This window comes from Spirillospora sp. NBC_01491 (genome assembly GCF_036227065.1).
Classification (GTDB): Bacteria; Actinomycetota; Actinomycetes; order Streptosporangiales; family Streptosporangiaceae; genus Spirillospora; species Spirillospora xylanilytica.
The window spans coordinates 8,003,774-8,025,399 of the sequence record NZ_CP109432.1; the positions used below are offsets into that span (position 1 = coordinate 8,003,774).

General features: G+C 72.6%; 20 protein-coding genes. 5 read left to right on the forward strand and 15 right to left on the reverse strand.

The window, feature by feature from the left end:
- The first annotated feature begins 142 nt into the window (after positions 1–142).
- Together OHA34_RS37180 and OHA34_RS37185 are read left to right on the forward strand one after the other, a co-directional pair.
- Positions 143–625: a MarR family winged helix-turn-helix transcriptional regulator gene (locus OHA34_RS37180; protein WP_285936607.1), complete on the forward strand. Its 483-nt coding sequence runs from the start codon at positions 143–145 to the stop codon at positions 623–625.
- On the forward strand, positions 622–1,890 hold the full coding sequence (locus tag OHA34_RS37185; RefSeq protein WP_285936606.1) for an MFS transporter: 1,269 nt from the start codon (positions 622–624) through the stop codon (positions 1,888–1,890). The genes OHA34_RS37180 and OHA34_RS37185 overlap by 4 nt, the downstream gene beginning before the upstream one ends.
- Positions 1,891–1,965: 75 nt before the next feature.
- On the opposite strand, the gene OHA34_RS37190 is transcribed toward OHA34_RS37185, so the two are convergent.
- The 10 genes from OHA34_RS37190 to OHA34_RS37235 all read right to left on the reverse strand — a co-directional run bounded on the left by OHA34_RS37190 (position 1,966) and on the right by OHA34_RS37235 (position 11,265).
- Positions 1,966–3,579, reverse strand: a complete 1,614-nt coding sequence (locus tag OHA34_RS37190) for an MFS transporter (protein ID WP_285936605.1) — start codon at positions 3,577–3,579, stop codon at positions 1,966–1,968.
- Positions 3,580–3,649: 70 nt separating this feature from the next.
- Positions 3,650–4,900 carry an FHA domain-containing protein gene (locus tag OHA34_RS37195; protein WP_329520208.1) on the reverse strand — a complete coding sequence of 417 codons (1,251 nt, stop codon included), beginning with the start codon at positions 4,898–4,900 and terminating at the stop codon, positions 3,650–3,652.
- Entirely contained in the window at positions 4,897–5,334 is a 438-nt protein-coding gene (locus OHA34_RS37200) for a hypothetical protein (protein WP_329520209.1), read from the reverse strand. Before OHA34_RS37200 ends, OHA34_RS37195 begins: the two co-directional genes overlap by 4 nt.
- Positions 5,335–5,349: 15 nt before the next feature.
- On the reverse strand, positions 5,350–6,876 hold the full coding sequence (locus tag OHA34_RS37205; protein ID WP_285936602.1) for a hypothetical protein: 1,527 nt from the start codon (positions 6,874–6,876) through the stop codon (positions 5,350–5,352).
- 67 nt (positions 6,877–6,943) lie between these two features.
- On the reverse strand, positions 6,944–7,507 hold the full coding sequence (locus tag OHA34_RS37210; protein WP_285936601.1) for an ATP-binding protein: 564 nt from the start codon (positions 7,505–7,507) through the stop codon (positions 6,944–6,946).
- A gap of 432 nt (positions 7,508–7,939) precedes the next feature.
- A complete protein-coding gene (locus OHA34_RS37215) occupies positions 7,940–8,137 on the reverse strand; it encodes a DUF397 domain-containing protein (RefSeq protein WP_285936600.1) in 198 nt (65 codons plus the stop codon).
- A 2-nt stretch (positions 8,138–8,139) separates the two neighbouring features.
- Positions 8,140–8,991, reverse strand: a complete 852-nt coding sequence (locus OHA34_RS37220; RefSeq protein WP_329520210.1) for a helix-turn-helix domain-containing protein — start codon at positions 8,989–8,991, stop codon at positions 8,140–8,142.
- Positions 8,992–9,145: 154 nt separating this feature from the next.
- Entirely contained in the window at positions 9,146–9,466 is a 321-nt protein-coding gene (locus OHA34_RS37225; RefSeq protein ID WP_329520211.1) for a DUF397 domain-containing protein, read from the reverse strand.
- Positions 9,467–9,510: 44 nt separating this feature from the next.
- Positions 9,511–10,335 carry an SAM-dependent methyltransferase gene (locus OHA34_RS37230; protein ID WP_329520212.1) on the reverse strand — a complete coding sequence of 275 codons (825 nt, stop codon included), beginning with the start codon at positions 10,333–10,335 and terminating at the stop codon, positions 9,511–9,513.
- 162 nt (positions 10,336–10,497) lie between these two features.
- Positions 10,498–11,265: an IclR family transcriptional regulator gene (locus OHA34_RS37235; RefSeq protein ID WP_285936596.1), complete on the reverse strand. Its 768-nt coding sequence runs from the start codon at positions 11,263–11,265 to the stop codon at positions 10,498–10,500.
- Between the two features lie 90 nt (positions 11,266–11,355).
- On the opposite strand from OHA34_RS37235, the gene OHA34_RS37240 reads away from it, so the two are divergent.
- On the forward strand, positions 11,356–13,107 hold the full coding sequence (locus OHA34_RS37240; protein WP_329520213.1) for a glycerol-3-phosphate dehydrogenase/oxidase: 1,752 nt from the start codon (positions 11,356–11,358) through the stop codon (positions 13,105–13,107).
- A 170-nt stretch (positions 13,108–13,277) separates the two neighbouring features.
- On the opposite strand, the gene glpK (OHA34_RS37245) is transcribed toward OHA34_RS37240, so the two are convergent.
- Positions 13,278–14,813 (reverse strand): glycerol kinase GlpK, encoded by a 1,536-nt coding sequence (gene glpK / locus OHA34_RS37245; RefSeq protein ID WP_285936594.1) that lies wholly within the window; start codon positions 14,811–14,813, stop codon positions 13,278–13,280.
- 32 nt (positions 14,814–14,845) lie between these two features.
- Entirely contained in the window at positions 14,846–15,598 is a 753-nt protein-coding gene (locus OHA34_RS37250; protein WP_285936593.1) for an IclR family transcriptional regulator, read from the reverse strand.
- A 282-nt stretch (positions 15,599–15,880) separates the two neighbouring features.
- Between OHA34_RS37250 and OHA34_RS37255 the strand changes: the two genes are divergently transcribed.
- The gene (locus tag OHA34_RS37255; RefSeq protein WP_329520214.1) at positions 15,881–16,720 is read left to right on the forward strand and encodes an MIP/aquaporin family protein; all 840 of its coding nucleotides are present in this window, start codon (positions 15,881–15,883) and stop codon (positions 16,718–16,720) included.
- Positions 16,721–16,750: 30 nt separating this feature from the next.
- A complete protein-coding gene (gene glpK / locus OHA34_RS37260) occupies positions 16,751–18,268 on the forward strand; it encodes a glycerol kinase GlpK (protein WP_329520215.1) in 1,518 nt (505 codons plus the stop codon).
- 13 nt (positions 18,269–18,281) lie between these two features.
- Here glpK (OHA34_RS37260) and OHA34_RS37265 read toward each other — a convergent pair whose 3' ends face one another.
- From OHA34_RS37265 to OHA34_RS37275, 3 genes are all read right to left on the reverse strand, one after another.
- Complete coding sequence (locus tag OHA34_RS37265; protein WP_329520216.1) at positions 18,282–19,163, reverse strand: GNAT family N-acetyltransferase; 882 nt, start codon at positions 19,161–19,163, stop codon at positions 18,282–18,284.
- A gap of 131 nt (positions 19,164–19,294) precedes the next feature.
- Positions 19,295–20,128 carry an SAM-dependent methyltransferase gene (locus OHA34_RS37270; protein WP_285936589.1) on the reverse strand — a complete coding sequence of 278 codons (834 nt, stop codon included), beginning with the start codon at positions 20,126–20,128 and terminating at the stop codon, positions 19,295–19,297.
- Entirely contained in the window at positions 20,125–21,324 is a 1,200-nt protein-coding gene (locus OHA34_RS37275; protein ID WP_329520217.1) for a cytochrome P450, read from the reverse strand. The genes OHA34_RS37270 and OHA34_RS37275 overlap by 4 nt, the downstream gene beginning before the upstream one ends.
- Positions 21,325–21,626: the final 302 nt, after the last annotated feature.

Here is a 21,626-nt window from a genome sequence, read left to right on the forward strand (position 1 = left end):
CGACCGAAAACTCAGCGGCGGACAAAGAAAGACCGCCGGCGGTCAGGTACGTGCAGGGACGTGCAGGGATGCGTCGGGGCGTTCTGGATTGTCTACGGATGAAGCATAGGCAACTTATACAAGTCGCTGATATAAGGAACTTATGGATCAATCGCCGGAGATCGACGAGCTGGAGCTGGCCGCGGGCCTCGGCCGGGTGGTCTCGCTGATGCGCTCCCTCGCGCTTCCCCGCGACCGGTCGATGACGGCGGTGTCCACCCTGGCGACCCTGGAGCGGTTCGGCCCCCGGCGGGTGACCGAGCTGGCCGTGTTCGAGGGCGTCACCCAACCGGCCATGACCCAGCTCGTGTCCCGGCTGGAACGGGAGGGGCTCGCCGAACGCGGCCCGCTGCCCGCTGACGGCCGCGCCGTGGTCGTCCGCGTCACCACGGCCGGCCGCGCGGAGCTGGCGGGCCGCCGCGCCGCCCAGGCCCGGGACCTGGCCGCACTGCTGGCCGGGCTGCCGGCCGGCGACCGCGAGGCCATCGCCGCCGCACTGCCGGCGCTGAACCGGCTCACCGGCCTCACCCACGGCCCGGGGGCGAGACCGCCCGCGGACCCCCCGACCTCCAGGAGCGATGGATGAACCAGACCCCCGGGGCGGCGCAGAGCCCCTTCCGCCAGCCCAAGGCCGTGTGGGCGGTCGCGTTCGCGTGCGTGATCTCGTTCATGGGCATCGGGCTGGTCGACCCGATCCTGCCCGCGATCTCGGCCGACCTGGACGCCTCGCCGAGCCAGGTGACGCTGCTGTTCACCAGCTACCTGGTGGTCACCGCGGTCGCGATGCTGGTGACCGGCTGGGTGTCCAGCCGGATCGGCGCCAAGCGCACCCTGGTCGCCGGGCTGGTGCTGATCGTGGTGTTCAGCGCGCTGGCCGGGACCTCGGGCAGCATCGGCGGCATCGTCGGCTTCCGGGCCGGCTGGGGGCTCGGCAACGCGCTGTTCATCGCGACCTCGCTGGCCGTCATCGTCGCCTCGGCCAGCGGCGGGTTCGCCGGCGCCATCATCCTGTACGAGGCCGCGCTCGGCCTCGGCATCGCCGTCGGCCCGCTGCTCGGCGGCGCCCTCGGCGAGATCAGCTGGCGCGGCCCGTTCTACGGCGTCGCCGTGCTCATGGCGATCGCGCTCGCCGCCACCCTCGTGCTCGTCAAGCCGCAGCCGCGGCCCGCCGCCAAGACCTCGCTGGCCGACCCGCTCAAGGCGCTACGGCACCGCGGCCTGCTCATCATGAGCCTCACCGCGCTCTGCTACAACTGGGGCTTTTTCACCGTGCTCGGGTACGCGCCGTTCCCCATGCACCTGGAGGCCATGCAGCTCGGCCTGGTCTTCACCTGCTGGGGGCTGCTCGTCGCGGTCTTCTCGGTGTTCGGCGCGCCGTGGCTGCAACGCCGGTTCGGGCTCGCCCGCACCCTGTACGGCAACCTGGTGCTGTTCGCCCTGGACGTGCTGGTCATCGCGATCTTCACCGACTCGCAGACCACGCTGATCCTGGCCGTGATCGTCGCCGGGGTGTTCATCGGCGTCAACAACACCGTGACCACGCAGGCGGTGATGATGGTCGCGCCGGTGGAACGTCCCATCGCCTCGGCCGCCTACGGCTTCGTCCGCTTCATCGGCGGCGGCCTGGCCCCGTACGCGGCCGGCCGGCTCGCCGAGCACACCAACGTGCACGTCCCGTTCGCCGTCGGCGCCGCCGCGATCCTGGCGGGCGTGGTGATCCTGCGCACCGGGCACCACGACCTCGCCCGGGCCGAGCGCAGGCAGGCCGAGACGGACGGACGGGCGGCAGACGGAGACCCCGGCGCGGAGGTCGCGGAGGCGGCCGAGGCGGGCGGCGGATCCCCCTCCTGACCCGCCGCCCCGCCCGGCCGCGTCCCCGCACCCGGCCCCGCGCCGCTCCCCGTCCCCGCCGCCGCCCGGCCTGGCTCAGGCGTCCGCGACCGCCGGCGCCCCGCCGCCGTCCGGCGCCCGGTCCCGGGTCTCCACGCCGAACAGGATCACCACGATGACGGCGAGGGCCAGCGGGATCGCGCCGAGCAGCGCGGTCGTCCCGATGGACGGGACCGTGGCCCCGGCGACCAGCACGATCGTGACCACCACACCGCCGAGCTTGCCGACCCCCGCGGACAGCCCCGACCCGCGGGACCGGATCCGGGTCGGGTAGACCTCCGAGCTGTAGGCGGCCAGGACGGCGCCGATCGTGGCGGTCCCGACGATCGGCCCGGCGAGCAGGACGTACAGCCAGGCGCGGTTCTCAGCGAGCGAGTCGCCCGCCACCGAGAACGCCGTCAGCGCCGCCGCGACCAGCGCGGTCAGCAGGATGATGGTCTTCTTCGCGCTCCACAGCCCGTACAGCGCGGCGGCGATGAGGACCAGCGGAAGCCCGAGCAGCGCCGAGTCCCGCAGCGCCCGGTCGGCGGTCTGCTGCGCCAGCCCGAGCTTCTGGAGGTTGGACGGGATCCACAGCTGGAACCCGTAGGTGACCAGCCCGATGCCGAGCCCGAGGACCACCACCGCGGTGCTCAGCCCGGCGAACCGCCCGCGGAACAGCGGGCCGAATCCGCCGCCGTGCGCCGCGGGCCGTTCCTCCACCTCGACCTCGGCGGTCGCCGCCTCCGCCGCGCCGTACCGCACCATGATCTCCCGGGCCTCGGCCTCCCGGCCGTGCGCGAGCAGGAAGCGCGGCGACTCGGGGATCCACCGGTTCAGCAGGATGAGCAGCACCCCGGAGGGCATCCCGACCAGCCACAGGATCCGCCACGAGTAGTGCGGGACCAGCGAGGACGACAGCCAGCTGGTGAGCACGTACGCCAGCGCCAGGTCGCCGCCGATCAGCACCATCACCCAGCCCCGGTGCCGGCCCGGGATCATCTCGGCCAGCAGCGAGAAGGTGATCGGCAGCATCCCGCCGGCGGCGAGCCCCATCAGCAGGCACATCGCCAGGTTCCACGCGAAGGACGGCATCGCGCCGCAGACCGCGGTGGTCACGAACAGCACCCCGGCGAGCAGGATGGAGGACCGGCGCCCGATCCGGTCGCCCAGCCATCCCCACAGGAACGAGCCGATCACCGTCCCGGTGAGCCCGAAGAACGGCAGCAGCGCGACCGGGAGGTCCCCGCCGGGGTTCAGGGCCGACTTGAGCCCGTACTCCTTGCCCATCCCGGGCGCGACGAACGACAGCGTGATCGGCTTCATCGCGTCGATGGTCACCGCGGTCGTCATCACCAGGATCAGGCCGATGTGCGCGGGCCGGATCCGCGCGTCCCACGCTCCGCGGATCCGCACCTCGCCCGCCTGCCGGGCCGCCTTCAGATCGCGCGGGACCAGCCCGTACGTGGTGGCCGCGAGCCCCACCACGATCAGCGCCATCCCGGTGATCATCGGGGCGTCCATCGGCATGTCCGCCATGTGGTAGTGCATGTCGGCTGCGTCCAGGTACATCGGCAGGTGCAGGACCACACCGGCGACGCAGGCGATGAAGCCGGACCAGAAGGCCAGCGGATGGGCGAAGTCGATTCCGCCCACGGACCGTGTTCGCATGTGAATCCTTTCGGGGGGTGGGCTCGGGGAGGACCGCGGCCGTGTCATCGGGTGAACGTGCGGATCGGGGTCACTCCCGGTTGGACTCGAACCGGAACGTGCGCGACCGTCCGACCCGCACCGTCGAGCCCGGCGGCAGCACCACGGCGGACTCGGGGGGCAGCCGCTGGAACTCCTGCTCACCGGGTTTCTTGAGCGCGGTGCCGTTGACCGAGCCGAGGTCGACCACCTTCACCCGCCACTCCTGGAGCGCGACGAGCACGTGCCTCCGCGAGATCGACCCGTCCCGGTCGGTCAGCCGGACCGGACGCGCCCGCCCCCCGGTCACCTCCTGCGCGCGCGCGGGCTCGCGTCCGATGAGCTGGTCGTCGTCGAGCGGGATGGTGTGCCCGTCGTCGAACAGCAGGACGCCGAGCGGCGGTCTCGGCCCGTGGAAGGGCGCGAGCGTCATCTGGAGCATCGAGATCCCGCAGACCGCGCAGTACGCCGCACGCGGGTCGTTGAAGTGGTGGTTCTTGCAGTTGACGCCGAGGACCCGCGGTCCGCTCGCCCGGCGTTTGGGACGCTGCCGGATCAGGCTGACCGGCTCGTCCGGACTCTCGGTCCCCTCTTCCGCACCCGGCCCGTCCACCGCGGTCGGCGAAGGCGCGGCCGGCGAGGGGGCGGGCGGCGAGGGGGCGGGCAGCGGCTCAGGCCGGACGAGGTCGATCCGGGTGCGCAGCGGCTCCGCACGAGGACCCGTACGGGGCTTCGCATGCGGTTCCGCGCGCGGCTCCTTCCGCGGCTCGGCCCGCGGCTCGGCCCGCGGCGTCGCCTCCGGTTCTCGGACGGTCACCTCGCGCAGCCCGCCGCCCCGGACCACCCCCGATCCGAGCCGCAGCCGCGGATCGGCCGGCCCGGCGCCCGGCAGCATCAGCTCCAGTTCGGCCACCGGCCCGCCGACGATCCGGTCCGCCGACGCGCCCGGATCGCCGCCGATCCGGATCTCCGCGTCCCGTACCGGTACGACCCGCGCCGTCGCGGCACCGCTGGCCAGCACCGCGACCGCGCCGTGCCCGGCCGGCCCGGCGACCGCGCACGCCAGCGGCCGGCTGCCGCGCTCGGCCGCGAGGATCCGCGCCGCCCGGCGGACCAGCAGCCGGCCGGCCCGCTCGCCGTCGCCGTCCGCCGCCGCGACCTCGGCCAGCGCGTCGAGCAACCCGTCGACCAGGTGGGCCGTGGACGCGCCGGGTACTGCGCACACCAGCGACAGCCCGGCTTCGTGCGCGACCAGGCCGTCGCCGGGCAGCGGCAGTACCAGGCGTCCCTCCGCCCGGTTCACAGCACCCGCCCGCCGCGCAGCCGCCACTGGACGAGGACCACCCGGATCGGGCCGTTCACGAACAGCCACTGCCCGATCCACACGAAACCGAGCATGGTCGCGTACGTGGACAAGGCCACCCCGTGGACCCCGGGCACCAGCCCGGCGTCGAGCAGGAACCACATCAGCAGGCCCTCGGGGACGACGGTCACCAGCCCGAACAGCGTCGGCCAGTCCTTGTCCCACCGGAACTGCATCAGCAGGTGGTAGAGCAGCTCCCAGCCGAGCCCCGCCACGGCGACCGCGAGGAGGATCAGGTAGGCCGTCCGGTACGTCCCGGAGAGCGGGCCCGCGGTGCCCGGCAGCACCGGGACGATCGCCGCGGTCAGCAGCACGCCGACGGTGGCCAGCACGAGGACCCGCGTCTGCAACCGTCCGGCGAGGGTGGGGATCACGGTGCGTCTCCTTGGTCAGACGGGACGGCCGGAGGCCCACCGGAGCCACTGCCCGGTCGACCTGAGCGGGCCGAGCCGCGCGCAGAACCCGCGCCCGGCGAGGTCGGCGGCGATGTCCAGCGCGGCGGTCTGGAGGCCGAGGAAGCTGTCGACCGCCGGGAAGTGGTTGCCCGCCGTGGCCGCGCCCGACGCGTAGAGCACCCCGTCACCGTTCTCCGTTCCGGTCACCGCGAAGTTCTCGCCGACCATGAGGCGGCCCGCGCCGTTGCGCCGGGCGCCGCCGTGCTCCAGCAGGTCGGCCAGCACCCGGTGCTCGGGCACGCCGGCCTCCAGCCCGGTGCAGTCGATGACGAAGTCGGAGACGTGCCGGGCGCGGGTGCCGTCGTCGCTGCTGGTGAGGCTGGCCAGCCGGCCGTCCGGGGTGGGCTCGACCCGGTCCACGACGGCCTGGACCGGGTGGTACCAGCCGCCCTCCCGCCCGGCCCGCATCTGCGCCTGCCACGGCCGCAGCCGGGGTGTGGTGGTACCGCCGATGACCTTCATGAGCTCGGCCCGTCCGGCGCCGTCCGCCCGCCTGATCCGCGCCTTGAGCTGCCCGCCGAACGCGGACTTGGGCAGGGTGAACGCCTGGTAGGCCCAGCCGTCGCCGCCCCGGCGCCGCATCCACGGACCCGGCCCGTGCGCCCCTGACACGAACGTGCGGAACATGTGCACGATCTGCGTCTGCGACCCGTACCGCTCGCGGTCGTCCATCAGCCGGTGCAGCACCCGGGACGCCACGATCCCGGCGCCCCGCACCACCACCACGCCGGGCCGCGACTTGAGGAACTCGTACACGTGCTCGTGCGGTTCGTAGGCGTTGACCACGCGGTGGTAGTCGTTGTGGGTCTCGCGGAACTCCTGGAGGTCGGGCAGGAACCGCAGCCCGGGGTAGCCGACCGCCAGGTGCACGAACCGCGAGCGGATCGCGATCCGCTTGGTCGGCGTCGCGCCCGCCGGCGGGGTGAGGATGGTGAAGTAGCCGTCGCCGGCCCGGCGGCGCACCATCCGCACCTGCCCCTTGGCGAGCATCGCGGCGTAGGAGATCCGCGCCGCCTCGCGTTCGAGGGTGGCGAACACCGTCTCGGCGCGCGGGCTGAAGAAGTCGGTGAGGACGGGCTCGGTCAGCACCTGGAACAGCAGCCGGGGAGACCGGTCCCGCCACGCTTCGTGCAGGGCGTACGACGGGAAGCCCCAGATGTTGTCGGGCCGCGCGCCCGCATCGGAGCGGATCCGCTCGCGGGGCGGGAGCTGCGAGACCCGGCTGAGGTAGGCCCACGTCTGCCACGGCGTGTCGAGATTGGACAGCACCCGGAGGGACGACGCCGGCGCGCCCTGAATCCGGAGCGCGTCGACCAGGGTGAACGAGCCGAGCCCGCCGCCGACCGACACCAGCGGTACGTCGTAGACGGGAATGCCCGCCTCCAGCACGGCCCGGTCGGGCCAGACCGACGATCCGAGCAGTTCGGGCGAGAGATCACCCAAGGGCCGGGCATCGGGCACAGCGACGTCCCCCAAGCGTGACTTCGAGCAGAGCGGACGACACTTTATCCCACGATGGGAACGATTTTCAGGACGGAAGAGGCAGCTCGGCCCAGACGACCTTGCCGGGATGCCGCTCGGCGCGGCGGCAGCCCCACCGGTCGGCCAGGGCGCCGACCAGGAGCAGGCCGCGCCCGTTCTCGTCGTAGTCGCCGGCGTCCGACCGCCGGGGGAGAGCCGCGATGCCGTCCTCGACCTCGATCGACAGCACCGCCCCGGCCAGCCCGAGCCGCATCGTGATCACAGGCGGGCGCGGCCCGGCGGCGCCCCCGCGACCGCCGGTCGCCGCATGCCCGCCCGCGGGCGCCGGGTGGGCGCCGGTCAGGACCGGGAGTGGTTCCCCGGTGGCCTCCATCAGGGCCTGGTAGGCGTTGGTCACGATCTCGGTGACCACCAGCGTCGCGTCGTCCGCGAGTTCCGCCAGCCGCCAGCCGCGCAGCGTCGCGCCGACGAAGTGGCGCGCGGCGGGCACCGACGAGGCCAGCGCCTCCAGTTCGAGCGTGGCGCGCAGCCGGCGCCGGTCGTCGCTGCGGGGACCGAGGGCGGACGGGCAGGGCATGCGCATGGGCCGTTCGATGGGAACCACAGCCATCGTGCTGCTCCTGACCGTGACGGGACTGGAAGGGTGGGGGGTTCCGCACATCGGTCAGGCGGCTCCGGGTGGACGCCGGAGCCGGGCCCCGGCGCCGGACGGGCCGAGCGCAGGCCCGCCGGTCCTCATTCGCGACATGTGCATCCAAGGTTCGTGACTCGCTATCTGCGATTCACAGATTAAGAGCCATGGCGGGACGGAACAAGCTCTTCGGGCAGAAAGGTGCCCGCGATGCAGCGGTAATGCGCACCGGAGCGGGCAAAGTGGTACGAAATGCACAGTCTTGGGGGTCTTGACCGCATCTGTCGTCAGAGGCCGGATGTCTGTCAGGGTGTCCCTGTACGGTGGGGCACGCCTGAGACGGGCCGCACATGACGATCCCCCGGGGATGCAGCCCCGGGGGATCGTCCGGTGGGTGGTCCGGCGACTCAGCTAGCGGTCGTAGCGTCCGGCCTTCACATCGGAGAGGAAGGCACGAAAGGCGCCGCGGTCGATGACGTGCGCACCGGCCTCGGGCGTCCTGCTGTCACGGAGTCCCGTGGCGGAGCCGAGGTCGGCGACTTCGACGCAGCCGCCGTTGCTGCCGGTGCTGGACGTGGCCTTGAACCACCTTGCCTGAGACGGGTCCATGTCTACTCCAGCTTGTTGGTCTGTTCTTCGAGGTAGTCGGTGGTGGCTTCGGGTGAGAGCGCCGCCTCGCGAACGCGGCTGAAGATCCTTACATAGTCCTCCACGCTCTTGGGCTCGTTGATCTCCTGGATGGCCGCGTCGTTCTCCAGATAGACCATCGCGGGCTCGTTCCCGGGGAAGTCGAAGATGTTGACCAGCGTCGACATGCCCGGGTGCGGCCCGTTGTCGAAGCGCAGCAGCCGCAGTTCGATGTTGGACCGCCGGCTCATCTCGGCCAGGTGCGCGACCTGCGCGCGCCGGTCGGCCGGAGTGCCCCACCGGTACATCAGCGACGCCTCGGTGATCAGCGCCGTCAGGGTGGGCGCGGAGCCGTCGTCGCGGTTCAGGATCGCCTGCCGCCGCAGCCGCGCCTCCCGGGCCTGGCTCTGCCACTCGGCCGGCCGCGTGCCCGAGGCCATCAGGCACTGGATGTAGGCCGGCGTCTGGAGCAGTCCGGGCAGGACGAGCGGCATCAGCACGCGGATGGCCGAGGCGTCGGCCTCGAACCCGCAGAACTCGTTGCTGAACACCTCGGAGTGGTCGCGCCACCAGGCCCGCCGCCGGGCCAGCCCGGCGAGGTTCTCCAGCTCGGCGAGGTCGCCGTCGACCTGGCCGTAGAGCCGGGCGATGTCGCGGATGTCGCTGAGCTCGGGGCGGACCCACTGGTTGGCCTCGAACCGGCCGACCTTGCCGCGTCCCCAGTTGAGCCGGTCGCAGACCTGGTTGGCGGTGTATCCGGCGTCGAGGCGCAGTTCGGTGAGCAGGCGGGACAGCCGCCGCTTGGCGATGGTGGATCCGGGGGCGTCCTCGGTCACGCGTCACCTCCCTCTTGACAGCGCGCTCTGGCCAGCATATCGCCTCCCAATTTGTGAATCACAAATTCCAGTGGCCCGGTCGGGCGTTCCGAATGGTGCGGAAGCAAGGGACCAAGAACGGACGGGCGGGGATGGACGGGCGGGGTCGGACGGGTCAGGACGCGGCGCGGTCGAACTCCTCCGCCTTCACCCCGGCGAGGAAGCAGTCCCACTCGTGGTGGTCGAACACCGAGATCAGCGCGCCGGGATCGCCGCTGGTGCGCAGCAGCACCCACGCGCCGGCGAACGCGACCTCGACGCCGGACGCCTCGACGCCGGACGCCGTGGGATCGGGTGAGGTGGGATCGGGCGCCGTGCTGCCGTCCGCCGTCCCGGCAGCGGACCGCCGCCAGTGCAGGGCGTCCGGGTCGAGGCCCAGCTCCTGGACGGTGGGCTTGCGCGCGGGCACGCCCCGGGCCTTGGGGTCTTCGGTCATCAGGGTCTCCTCTCGTGGCCGTACGACGTTACGGCCTGGACGGTTCAGGGCACCCTCGCGACACCGCAGTACACCCAGCGGGAACCGTCGCTGTCGGAGCTCTCGGGGTCGTCGGCGCCCCAGTCCCCGGAGAAGGCCACCCCGGGGGCGGAGCCCTCGTGCGGGGGCAGGAGCTCGAGGCCGTCGAAGAATCCGGCGATCTCGTCCCGGGTGCGGAAGAAGGCGTTCGCGGTGGCCTTGGAGTAGACGCCGTCGATCACCCTGAGCGCCTGCGGCGCCTGGTGGTCGGCGGTGCCGTGCGAGAGCGCCAGGTAGCTGCCGGGGGGCAGTGCGTCCAGGTAGCGGCCGATCAGCCCCCGCGGGTCGTCCTCGTCGCCGATGAAGTGCAGGACCGCCACCAGCAGCAGCGCGACCGGCTGGGTGAAGTCGATGAGCTCGCGGACGGCGGGCTGCCCGAGGAGCTCCTCGGGTTCGCGGAGGTCGGCGGTGATGGCCGCGGTGTCGGGGGAGCCGGCGAGCAGCGCGCGGGCGTGCGCGAGCACCATCGGGTCGTTGTCGGCGTACAGCACCCGCGCGGCGGGGTCGACGGCCTGGGCGACCTGATGGGTGTTGTTCTGCGTCGGCAGCCCGGCCCCGACGTCGATGAACTGCCGGATCCCCAGGGCGGCGAGCCGGTGCACGGCCCGCTGGAGGAATCCGCGGTTGGCCCAGGCGATGTCCTCCAGCTCGGGCACCACCGCGCGGATCCGCTCGGCGGCCTCGCGGTCGATGGGGTAGTTGTCCTTGCCGCCCAGGTAGTAGTCGTACAGCCGGGCCGGGCTCGCCTTGTCCAGATCGACGCCCGGCGGGACGTTCTCCGGTTCGCTCATGTAGCGTCCTCGCCTCGTCGCGGGGGTGGTGCGCGGGCAACCTGTGCAGCAGAGTTTATGAATCATGAACCGGACTGTCCGGCTGTCGGGCGGAGGATCGGGCGGGTTCAGCCGGGGGCCTGGATTTCGCAACCGGGTCGACAATGTCGAACGCGGCCGGGATCACCAGCGGCGGGCGCCCAGATCGCGGGACACCGCGCGGGCCGCGTCCCGGACGGCCGCCACCAGGTCGGTGCGCGGCAGCCCGGCCGGATCGCAGACCCGCTCGATGGCGCCGGAGACGCCGATCGCGCCGACCACCACGGTGCGGTCGTCGCGGATCGGCGCCGCGATCGCGGCCTCGCCCTCGATCAGCTCCTCGATGTCGCAGGCCCAGCCGCGGGCGCGGACCAGGTCGAGGTCGGCGACCAGGTCGTCCTTGGCGGCGATGGTGTGGCGGGTGTAGGTCTTGGTGTCGAGGTCGGCCAGCAGCGTGTCGGCCTGGAGGTCGAAGGCCAGCAGCGCCTTGCCCAGCGCGGACGCGTGGATCGGCAGCAGCGCCCCGACGTCGAGGGTCTGGAGGCTGTCGTCGGGGCGGAAGACGTGGTGCACGACCAGCACCCGGCCCTCGTGCAGCGATCCGATCCGCACGCTCTCCCTGGCCCGCGAGGCCAGCGAGTCGGCCCAGTTGAGCGCCCGGGTGCGCAGCTCGTTGACGTCGAGGTAGCTGTTGCCGAGGTGCAGCAGGGTGGCGCCGAGGCGGTACTTGCCGCCGGCCCGGTCCTGCTCGACGAACCCGACGTGCTGGAGCGTCTGAAGGATGCCGTGCACCGTGGCCTTGGGCAGCCGCAACGCGTCGGCGAGTTCCACGACGCCGAGCTGCCGGGGGCCGGAGGCCAGCAGTCGCAGGATCGTCGCGGCCCGCTCGACCGACTGGATTCTCCCTGGCACCCCTTCAGCCTAGCGTGTACATTGTTCGACATTGTCGTACAGCATTCCGAATTGCAGTCAGGTCGTCACTCCGTTACGAGGAGCTGATCCGTGAAAGCGGTAGAACTCTCACCCGCCGCGCGGTCGCGCGCGCTGCGGGAGCTGGCGGCGGGCGGGGAGGTCGACGTGCTGGTCGTCGGCGGCGGGGTGGTCGGGGCCGGCGCCGCCCTGGACGCGGCGACCCGGGGGCTGAGCGTCGGCCTGGTCGAGGCCAGGGACTGGGCGGCGGGCACGTCCAGCCGGGCCAGCAAGCTCATCCACGGCGGCCTGCGCTACCTGGAGATGCTCGACTTCGGCCTTGTGCACGAGGCGCTGCGCGAGCGCGGCCTGATGGTCCGGCGGCTCGCGCCGCACCTGGTCCGCCCCGTCCCGTTCCTCTACCCGCTCAGCCACCGCGTCTGGGAGCGCCCGTACGTGGGCGCGGGCGTCCTGCTGTACGACACGATGGGCGCCGCCGGGCGCGCCTCGCGCGGCCTGCCCCACCACCGCCACCTCACCAAGCGGCGCACGCTGAAGGTCGCGCCCGGCCTCAAGCCGGGCGCGCTCGTCGGGGCGGTCCAGTACTGGGACGCGCAGGTCGACGACGCCCGGCACACCATGTCGCTGGTGCGCACCGCCGCCTCCTACGGCGCCCTGGTCGCCAACCGGGCCAAGGTCGTCCGCTACCTGCGCGACGGCGAGCGCGTCACCGGCGCGGTCGTGGCCGACCAGGAGACCGGCGCCGAGATCGAGGTGCGGGCCCGGCAGGTCGTCGCCGCGACCGGTGTCTGGACGGACGAGACGCAGGCGCTGGCCGACGCGAGCAGCGTGCGCGTCCGCGCGTCCAAGGGCGTTCACCTGCTCGTCCCGCGGGACCGGATCGACTCCTCCAGCGGGCTGATCCTGCGCACCGAGCGGAGCGTGCTGTTCGTCATCCCGTGGGGCCGGCACTGGATCGTGGGCACCACCGACACCGACTGGGACCTCGACAAGGACCACCCCGCGGCCACCGCCGCCGACATCGACTACCTGCTGGAGCACGCGAACCGGGTGCTGGCCGAGCCGCTCGCCAAGGACGACGTCGAGGGCGTCTACGCGGGGCTGCGCCCGCTGCTGTCCGGCGCGTCCGACCAGACCGCCAAGCTGTCCCGCGAGCACCTGGTGGGGACGCCGGTGCCCGGCCTGGTCGTCATCGCGGGCGGCAAGTACACCACCTACCGGGTGATGGCCGAGGACGCCGTCGACGAGGCCGTCCGCGGCCTGGACGGCGCGGCGGTCCCGGCGTCGGTGACCGAGGACGTGCCGCTCGTCGGCGCGGACGGGTACCGGGCGCTGTGGAACCGCCGGTCCGCGCTGGCGCTGGCCGCCGGGCTGCCCGTCCGCCGCGTCGCGCAGCTCCTGCGCCGGTACGGGACGCTGGTGGACGAGGTGCTGGACCTCATCGCGGCCGACCCGTCCCTCGCCGAGCCGCTGCCGAGCGGCGACGGCTACCTGCGGGCGGAGGTCGTGTACGCCGCGACCCACGAGGGCGCGCGCGACGTCGAGGACGTGCTGGCGCGGCGGACCCGGATCTCGATCGAGTCCAGGGACCGGGGCACCGAGTCCGCCGTGGTGGCGGCCTCCTTGATGGCCCCGGTACTCGGCTGGGACGCGGAGCGGACCGCCCGCGAGGCCGCCACCTACGTCCGGCTGGTCGAGGCCGAGCGCGAGGCGCAGGAGCAGCCCGACGACCTCGCCGCCGCGAACGTGTGGCTGCGCGCCCGCAAGGATCCCCGGGCCGCCGGGGACGCGGGCAGGACGGGACGTCCGGAGAAGATCGCCTAGGGTCTGTCTCAAAGTGCCTCGGCCGTCGCGCGAGCGTGTTACCTGGCCGGTGGGGCGAAGCCGGAGGCGAGCCCCACCGGCCAGATCGCGGAGCGATGTCGCGCTCGCCCAAGCCAGGTCGGTGTCCGAGCCGCCAGGCGAGGACGCCGGGCCGGGCTTTGAAACACGGCCTAGGCGCCGGTGCCCTCCGGGGAGTGCTGCCGGGAGGGCCGGATCCAGTCGAAGGTGCGCTCGACGGCCCGCCGCCAGTTGTCGTACTCATTGGCGCGGTGCACGGGGTCCATAGCCGGTTGCCACTGGCCCGCCCGGTGCCAGTTGCGGCGCAGCCCCTCCAGGTCGGGCCAGTAGCCGACGGCCAGCCCCGCCGCGTAGGCGGCGCCGAGCGACACGGTCTCGGCGGCCATCGGGCGCACCACCGGCACGTTGAGGACGTCGGCGATGAACTGCATGAGCAGGTTGTCGGCGGTCATCCCGCCGTCCACCTTGAGCGCCTTGAGAGCCAGTCCCGAGTCGGCGTTCATCGCGTCCACCACCTCGCGGGTCTGCCAGCCGGTCGCCTCCAGCACCGCGCGGGCCAGGTGCCCCTTGGTGATGTAGGAGGTCAGCCCGACGATGATGCCGCGCGCCTCGCTGCGCCAGTGCGGCGCGAACAGCCCGGAGAAGGCGGGCACGATGTAGCAGCCGCCGTTGTCGTCGACGGTGCGGGCGAGCGTCTCGATCTCGGGGGCGCTGCCGATGATGCCGAGCCCGTCCCGGAACCACTGGACCAGCGCGCCGGTGATGGCGATCGAGCCCTCCAGGGCGTACACGGCCGGCTCGTTGTCGATCTTGTAGCCGACGGTGGTCAGCAGGCCGTGCGTCGAGCGGACCGGCGCGGTCCCGGTGTTGAGGAGCAGAAAGCTGCCCGTCCCGTAGGTGCACTTGGCCTCGCCGGGGGCGAAGCAGGTCTGCCCGAACAGCGCCGCCTGCTGGTCGCCGAGCGCCGCCGCGATGCGGACGCCGGGCAGCACGTGCGTGGCCGCGCCGTACACCGCGGTGGACGGCCAGATCTCGGGCAGCATCGCGCGCGGCACACCGAAGAAGTCGAGCAGGCCCTGGTCCCAGTCGAGCGTGGTGAGGTCCATCAGCAGCGTCCGGCTGGCGTTGGTCACGTCGGTGACATGGCTGCCGCCGGCCGGGCCGCCGGTCAGGTTCCAGATCAGCCAGCTCTCCATCGTCCCGAACAGCACGTCGCCGCGCTCGGCGCGCTCGCGCAGGCCGGGGGTGTGGTCGAGCAGCCAGCGGATCCGCGGGGCGGAGAAGTAGGTGGCCAGCGGGATGCCGCAGCGCTCGTGGATGGTCTCGGCCAGCGGCGCGCGCGACAGCTCGTCGACGAGCGTGTCGGTGCGGGTGTCCTGCCACACGATGGCGCGGCCGATCGGCCGGCCGGTGTGGCGGTCCCACAGCACGGTGGTCTCGCGCTGGTTGGCGATGCCGAGCGCGGCCACCTGGTCCGGGGTGGCGCCCGCCTGGGCGATGGACTCCGGCGCGATCCGCTCCAGGTTGCGCCAGATCTCCATGGCGTCGTGCTCGACCCAGCCGGGCCTCGGGAAGTGCTGCTTGTGCTCGCGCTGGGTGACCGACACGAGCCGGCCGTTCCGGTCGAACAGGATGCACCGCGTCGATGTCGTGCCCTGGTCCAGGGCCATCACGTAGCGCTCTGCCATGGGTCCCTACTTCCGCAGGCGTCGTGCGGGCCTCACCAACGGGAGGCTCCGAGGTCGCGGGAGACCGCGCGCGCGGCGTCGCGCACGTAGGTCATGAGTTGTGAACGGGGCCGGCCCTGCGCGTCGCACAGGCGCTCGACGGCGCCCGAGACGCCCATGGCCCCGACGACCAGCCCGCCGTAGCCGCGGATCGGCGCGGCCAGGCCGGCCTCGCCGACGGTGAACTCCTCCACCTCGGCGGCCCATCCGGTCTCCCGGACCTCGGCCAGCGCGCGGGCGAGCGCCCGCGGCGAGGTGATCGTACGGCGGCTGAACGGGATCAGCTCGGCGACGGCGCCGGCGTCGTAGGCGAGCAGCACCTTGCCGAGCGCGGTGGCGTGCAGCGGCATGAGGGTGCCGACGTCGAGGGTCTGCAACGTGTCGTCCGGCCGGAACACGTGGTGGACGACCAGGACCTGGCCGTCGAGGGGGGTGCCGATCCGGACCGCCTCGCCGCTGCGCGCGGCGAGCGCGTCGGCCCAGTTGATCGCCCGGGAGCGCAGCTCGTTGACGTCGAGGTAGCTGGTGCCGAGGTGCAGCAGCGCCGCGCCGAGCTGGTATTTGCCGGTGGCCGCGTCCTGCTCGACGAAGCCGACCCGCTGGAGCGTGCGCAGGATGCCGTGCGCGGTGCCGCGCGCCAGGCCGAGCGAACCGGCGATCTCGCCGACCCCGAGCCGGCCCGAGCCGCGGGCGAGCAGCCGCAGGATGGCGGCGGCCCGTTCGATCGACTGCACTGGTCCAGGCACGCCGGTCAGGGTAACCACGCCGACATCGGTTCGACAATGTCGGCTTCTGGGCGGCGAACGCTCCTGTCCGCGCGGCCCGGCGCGGCCGAGTGTGAGGGGGGACACAGCGGTGGAGGGTACTACCTTCTGCCCACACGAACCACCATTCGACATTGTCGGCACTTGTTCCTTGACCGGCGTTCTGTGGCGATTTACCGTCCGGGGCAGCCGTGAGGTGGGTCACGTCTGGCTCGCGGCGGGCCCCCGGCGCGCGCGTCGGACACCACCCCTCGAGGAGGAAGCGTGACGGAGCGACGGAAGATCCCCGGGCCGGCGGCCGAACTGGCCGCCGAATTCGCCGGGACGATGATCCTGATCCTGTTCGGTGTGGGCGTCGTGGCGCAGGTCGCGGCGGGGGACATCGGCGACCACGACAGCATCGCCTGGGGGTGGGGCCTCGGCGTCACCCTCGGCGTCTACGTGGCGGGACGGATCAGCGGGGCGCACCTCAACCCGGCGGTCACGTTCGCGCTCGCGGTGTTCAAGGGCTTCTCCTGGCGCAAGGTGGCGCCGTTCATGCTGGCGCAGACGCTGGGGGCGTTCGTTGCGGCGCTGTTGGTGCGGTGGAACTACACCGAGGTGCTGGCCAAGGTCGACCCGGGCCATACCGTGAAGACGCAGGGCGTGTTCTCGACCCTGCCGGGCAATGGTGAGCTGCCGGTGCACACCTGGGGCGCCTTCCGCGACCAGGTGATCGGCACCGCGATCCTGCTCTTCCTGGTCCTGGCCCTCACCGACCTGCGCAACTCCCCGCCCGCGGCGAACCTGGCGCCGCTGTTCATCGGGCTGACCGTGGTGGCGATCGGGATGGCCTGGGGCACCGACGCGGGCTACGCGATCAACCCGGCGCGCGACTTCGGGCCCCGGCTGGCCTCGTTCTTCACCGGTTACGGTGGCGCGTGGCGGGACCAGTACGGCGATCTGTACTTCTGGGTGCCGATCCTTGGCCCGCTGGTCGGCGGCGTGCTCGGCGCCGGGCTCTACCAGGCGCTCATCGGCCGCTGGCTGCCGGACGAGGAGCCCGGCGACGCCGTCCCCGCCAAGCCCGGGACCGAGCCCGCGGCCGACCTCAAGACCGCCTGACCGCACGCCCGAGAGGACGAGGTGACACGCATGGCCGATTTCGTCGGCGCGATCGATCAGGGCACCACGAGCACCCGGTTCATGATCTTCGATCATGGCGGGAACGAGGTGGCGCGGCATCAGTTGGAGCATGAGCAGGTTCTGCCGCGGGCGGGGTGGGTCGAGCACAACCCCACCGAGATCTGGGAGCGGACCCGCGCGGTGATCGAGACTGCGCTGAACAAGGCGAATCTGGGCCATTCTGATCTCGTGGCGCTTGGGGTCACTAATCAGCGTGAGACCACTCTGGTGTGGAATCGGGTTACTGGGCGTCCGTATTACAACGCGATCGTGTGGCAGGACACCCGTACCGACGGCATCGCGGCTGAACTCGACCGCGACGGCCGCGGCGACGTCATCCGCCGGAAGGCCGGGCTCCCGCCCGCGACGTATTTCTCCGGGGGGAAGATCCAGTGGATTCTGGAGAATGTCGAGGGGGTGCGGGAGGCCGCCGAGAGCGGTGAGGCGGTGTTCGGGAACATGGACACCTGGGTGTTGTGGAACCTGACCGGCGGGACCGACGGCGGGGTGCACGTCACCGATCCGACCAATGCCAGCCGCACGATGCTGATGGATCTGGAGACCTTGGACTGGGACGACGAGTTGCTGTCGTTCTTCGGTATCCCGCGCCGGATGCTCCCGGAGATCAGGCCGTCTTCGACCTCGGAGCTGTATGGCGTCACGAGGTCCGATGGTCCGTTGCGGGGTGAGGTGGCGTTGAGCGGGATCTTGGGGGATCAGCAGGCGGCGACGGTGGGGCAGGTGTGCTTTTCGCCGGGAGAGGCCAAGAACACCTACGGCACCGGCAACTTCCTCCTCCTCAACACGGGTACGGAGCTGGTGCGTTCCAAGAGCGGCCTGTTGACGACGGTCTGTTATCAGTTTGGTGATCAGGCGCCGGTGTATGCGTTGGAGGGGTCGATCGCGGTGACGGGGTCGGCGGTGCAGTGGCTGCGTGATCAGCTCGGGATCATTTCGGGTGCCGCGCAGAGCGAGTCGTTGGCGGCGCAGGTCGCCGACAACGGGGGTGTGTATTTCGTGCCGGCTTTTTCGGGGTTGTTCGCTCCGTACTGGCGGTCGGATGCGCGGGGCGCGATTGTCGGGTTGTCGCGTTTCAACACCAATGCGCATGTCGCGCGTGCGACGTTGGAGGCGATCTGTTACCAGTCGCGGGATGTTGTGGAGGCGATGCGGGAGGATTCGGGGGTGGCGTTGGATGTGCTGCGGGTGGATGGCGGGGTCACGGCCAACGAGTTGTGCATGCAGATGCAGGCCGACATCCTGGGTGTTCCGGTGTCCAAGCCGGTGGTCGCCGAGACCACCGCGCTCGGCGCCGCCTACGCCGCCGGCCTCGCCGTCGGTTTCTGGACGTCGACCGACGAACTGCGGCGGAACTGGAACGAGGACAAGCGCTGGGAGCCCACCTGGACCGAGGAGCAGCGCACCACCGGTTACGCCGGCTGGAAGAAGGCGGTGACCCGAACCCTCGACTGGGTCGACGTCCCCTGACCCGGGACCCGGATTAGAGGTCGAGCTGGTACTGGACGACGGTGTGCGTCAGGACGTAGCCAAGGGCGCCGTTGATGGCCAGCATGGGTGCGTTCTCCTCGGCGGTGTCGGTCAGCAGCCCGCTCAGGCGCGGATGCCTGCGGCGGGCGTGCAGGATCGACGCGGCCTTCATCCAGAGGCCGAGGCCACGGCCGCGGTGCCCCGGGAGGACGCCCGTGCCGTAGTGCTGGCCGTCGCCCGTCCCGTTCCCGGGGACGACCAGCTCGGTGAACCCGGCGAGGGCGCCGTCGGACTCGTCGACGACGGCGATGGTGTGCAGCAGGTCCCCGCGCCGGGCGATGGCCTCCCCGGCGGCGCGGACGCGGTCGACGTCCCAGTCCACGGTGCCGTAGTCGGTGTCGCCCACCGGCATGTCGTCCATGGCGGAGCGGGAGGCGGCGAAGGCGGCGGCACGATCGTCCGGGACCGTGCCGTCCCACTCGGTCAGCCGGTAGCCGGCGTGCGGGCGGCCGGCGATCGCGGTGAGGGCGGCGGGATCGGCCTCGGCCAGCGGCAGCCGGGAGTGGACCAGCGTCAGGACTTCGCGGAACCCGCGGGCCGCCAGGAACCCCTGCCCTGGGGAGCCCGGGTCCGCCTGCGCGATGACGCAGCGGCGGCCGTCGTCGCGGGCGGCCGTCACCGCCCGCTCCAGGAGTCCTGAACCCACCCCGGCGCGCCGTTCGGCCGCATGGACGTCGAGCTGGAGCTCGGCCAGGTGCCGCTGGCCGGGCGTGGTGAACAGCCGCAGGAACGCCGCCCCCGCCGGGGCCCCGCCGGACGCGGAGGCCAGCCACGCCAGTCGGTGCCAGGACAGGGCCCGCTCCGGGTCGATCAGCGGGGTGATGCGAAGCGACATGGTGTCTCCGGAGGCTGGACGGCCCGGCGAACCTAACCGCCCGCCCTGGCGCCCGCAACCCCGGGGCCGCGCGTCCGGTCCGCCGCCGGCGCGTCCTCCCGCCCCGGGGCGAAGGGGTCCGGCTCCGTCCGTCAGGACGCCCGGATGCCCACGCCCGCGTACATCAGCGCCTGGTGCGCGCCTCTGGCCGGCCCCTTCGGGCGCCACAGGGTGGTCGGCACCAGCCCGGGATCGGCCAGCTCGAAGTCGCCGAAGTAGCGTCCGATCTCCTGCTCGCCGCGCAGGACCAGCGGGCAGGAGGACGCCTCGCTGAACAGCCGGGCCGCCTCGCGCGACGGCTCGGGGGAGAAGTCGGCCGTGGCGTGCGAGATCACCAGCGCGCTGCCCGGGGCGACCACGTCCCGGATCTCGGCGAGGAGGTCGTGCGGCCGGTCGGCCTCGGTGAGGAAGTGCAGGACCGAGGTGAGCAGCACCGCGATCGGCTCGCGCTCGTCGAGCAGGCCGCAGCCGAAGGCGCCGCCGAGCAGCGCGCCCCTCCTGCGCAGATCGGCGTCGATGACCGCGACCTCGGCGTCCTGGGACAGCAGCGCCCGCGCGTGCGCGAGCACCATCGGGTCGTGGTCGACGTACACGACGCGCGCGGACGGGGCGTGACGCGTCGCGATCCCGTGCTCGGCGCTCTCCAGCAGGGGCAGGCCGCAGCCGACGTCGATGAACTGGCGGACGCCCCGGGCGAGCAGCGCCCGCACGGCCCGGTCGGTGAACGCCCGGCCGGCCCGCGCCGCGTTGGCCCAGTGCGGCTGGACCGCGAGGATCCGCTCGGCGAGGTCGCGGTCGACCGCGTAGTTGTCCTTGCCTCCGAGCAGGTAGTTCTGTATCCGCGCCGCGTTGGCCTCGGTGAAGAGGGCCCGCCGCCGGCCCGCCCACAGCGGCGGCGGCCGGTGGACCGGGACGGACGCGTTCATGCGTTCTCGCGGGTCCAGGTCACCGGCAGCTCGTTCAGCCCGCGGACGCTCAGTCCGGTCTTCCAGCGCAACTCGTCCGGCGGCACCGCCAGCCGCAGGGTGGGCAGGCGGCGCAGGACCGCGCCGATCGCCGTCTGGAGTTCGAGGCGGGCCAGGTGCGCGCCCAGGCAGTGGTGGATGCCGTGCCCGAACGCCAGGTGCGGGTTGTCGGTGCGGTCCAGGACGAGGGTCTCGGGGTCGTCGAAGACCTTCTCGTCGCGGTTGGCCGCGGGCCTGGCGACCAGGACGGTGTCGCCCGCGCCGATCACCATGCCGCCGAGCTCCACGTCGCGGGCCGCGATCCGCGGCATGCCGGTGTCGGAGCCGAGCGGGACGAAGCGGAGCAGCTCCTCCAGCGCGGTCGGCACCAGACCGGGGTCGGCGCGCAGCCGCCGCCAGTGCTCCTCGCGCGTGAGCAGCGTGTAGGTGAGGTTGGTGATCTGGCTCGCGGTGGTCTCGTAGCCCGCGATCAGCAGCCCCACCCCGAGGTTGACCAGCTCGTCCTCGGTGAGCCCGCCCTCCTCGTCGCGGACGTGCACCAGCGCCGACAGCAGGTCGTCCGCGGGTGCGGCGCGGCGCTCCTCGATGAGCGCGGTCAGATAGGCGTCCAGCGCGGCGTGCGCGGTCCGGACCTCCTCGGGGGTGTACGCGCTGACCGACAGGAACGCGTCCGACCAGCCCTGGAACCGCATCCGGTCCTCCGCCGGGACGCCGAGCAGCTCGCAGATGACCGTCACCGGGAGCGGCAGCGAGAACGCCGCGGCCAGGTCGGCCGGCGGCCCCGCCTCGATCATCGCGGTGAGCAGCTCGTCGACGATCTCCTCGACCCGGGGGCGCAGCAGCTGCACCCGGCGGTGCGTGAACGCCCGCACGGCCTTGCGGCGGACGCGGGTGTGCTCGGGCGGGTCGATGTCGGTGATGAACGTCTCGCGGCGCTGCGCCCCGGTCGACCGGCCGACCGCCAGCTCCCGGCTGAAGGCCGGGTCGGCCAGCACCCGCCGGGCCTCCTCCCAGCCCGTCACCAGCCAGCCGAGCCCCCCGTCCGGGAGCCGGACCCGGGCGACCGGTCCGTCACGCCGCAGCCGCCCGAACGCCGGGTCGAGCTCGAAGCGGGTGCGGCCGAAGTCGCCCATGGACGGGGGGAGCGTCGTGGTCATCCTCACCTCTCACGAAGGGACCGGCCCACGGTGGACGCGATGCCGGTGGTGCCGCCGACGCTAGGGGCCGAAGGTGAGCGCAAGGTCAGCGCGCGGCCCGCGCGGCGCACCGGCGGCCCCCGCCCGGCGCCCCGCCCGCGCCGCCCCGGCGATGATCATGCAGGTAGTGGGCAAAGTGCGTCTTGACTCTCCCTGACCAATGGCCACATCCGGTCTCGCGCGCTTCCCGATCCCCTTCCCCTCCCGCGCGATTTCGGAATGATCAGAGCACGGGCGGCTCAAGGGGGAGAGCAGTGGAGTTA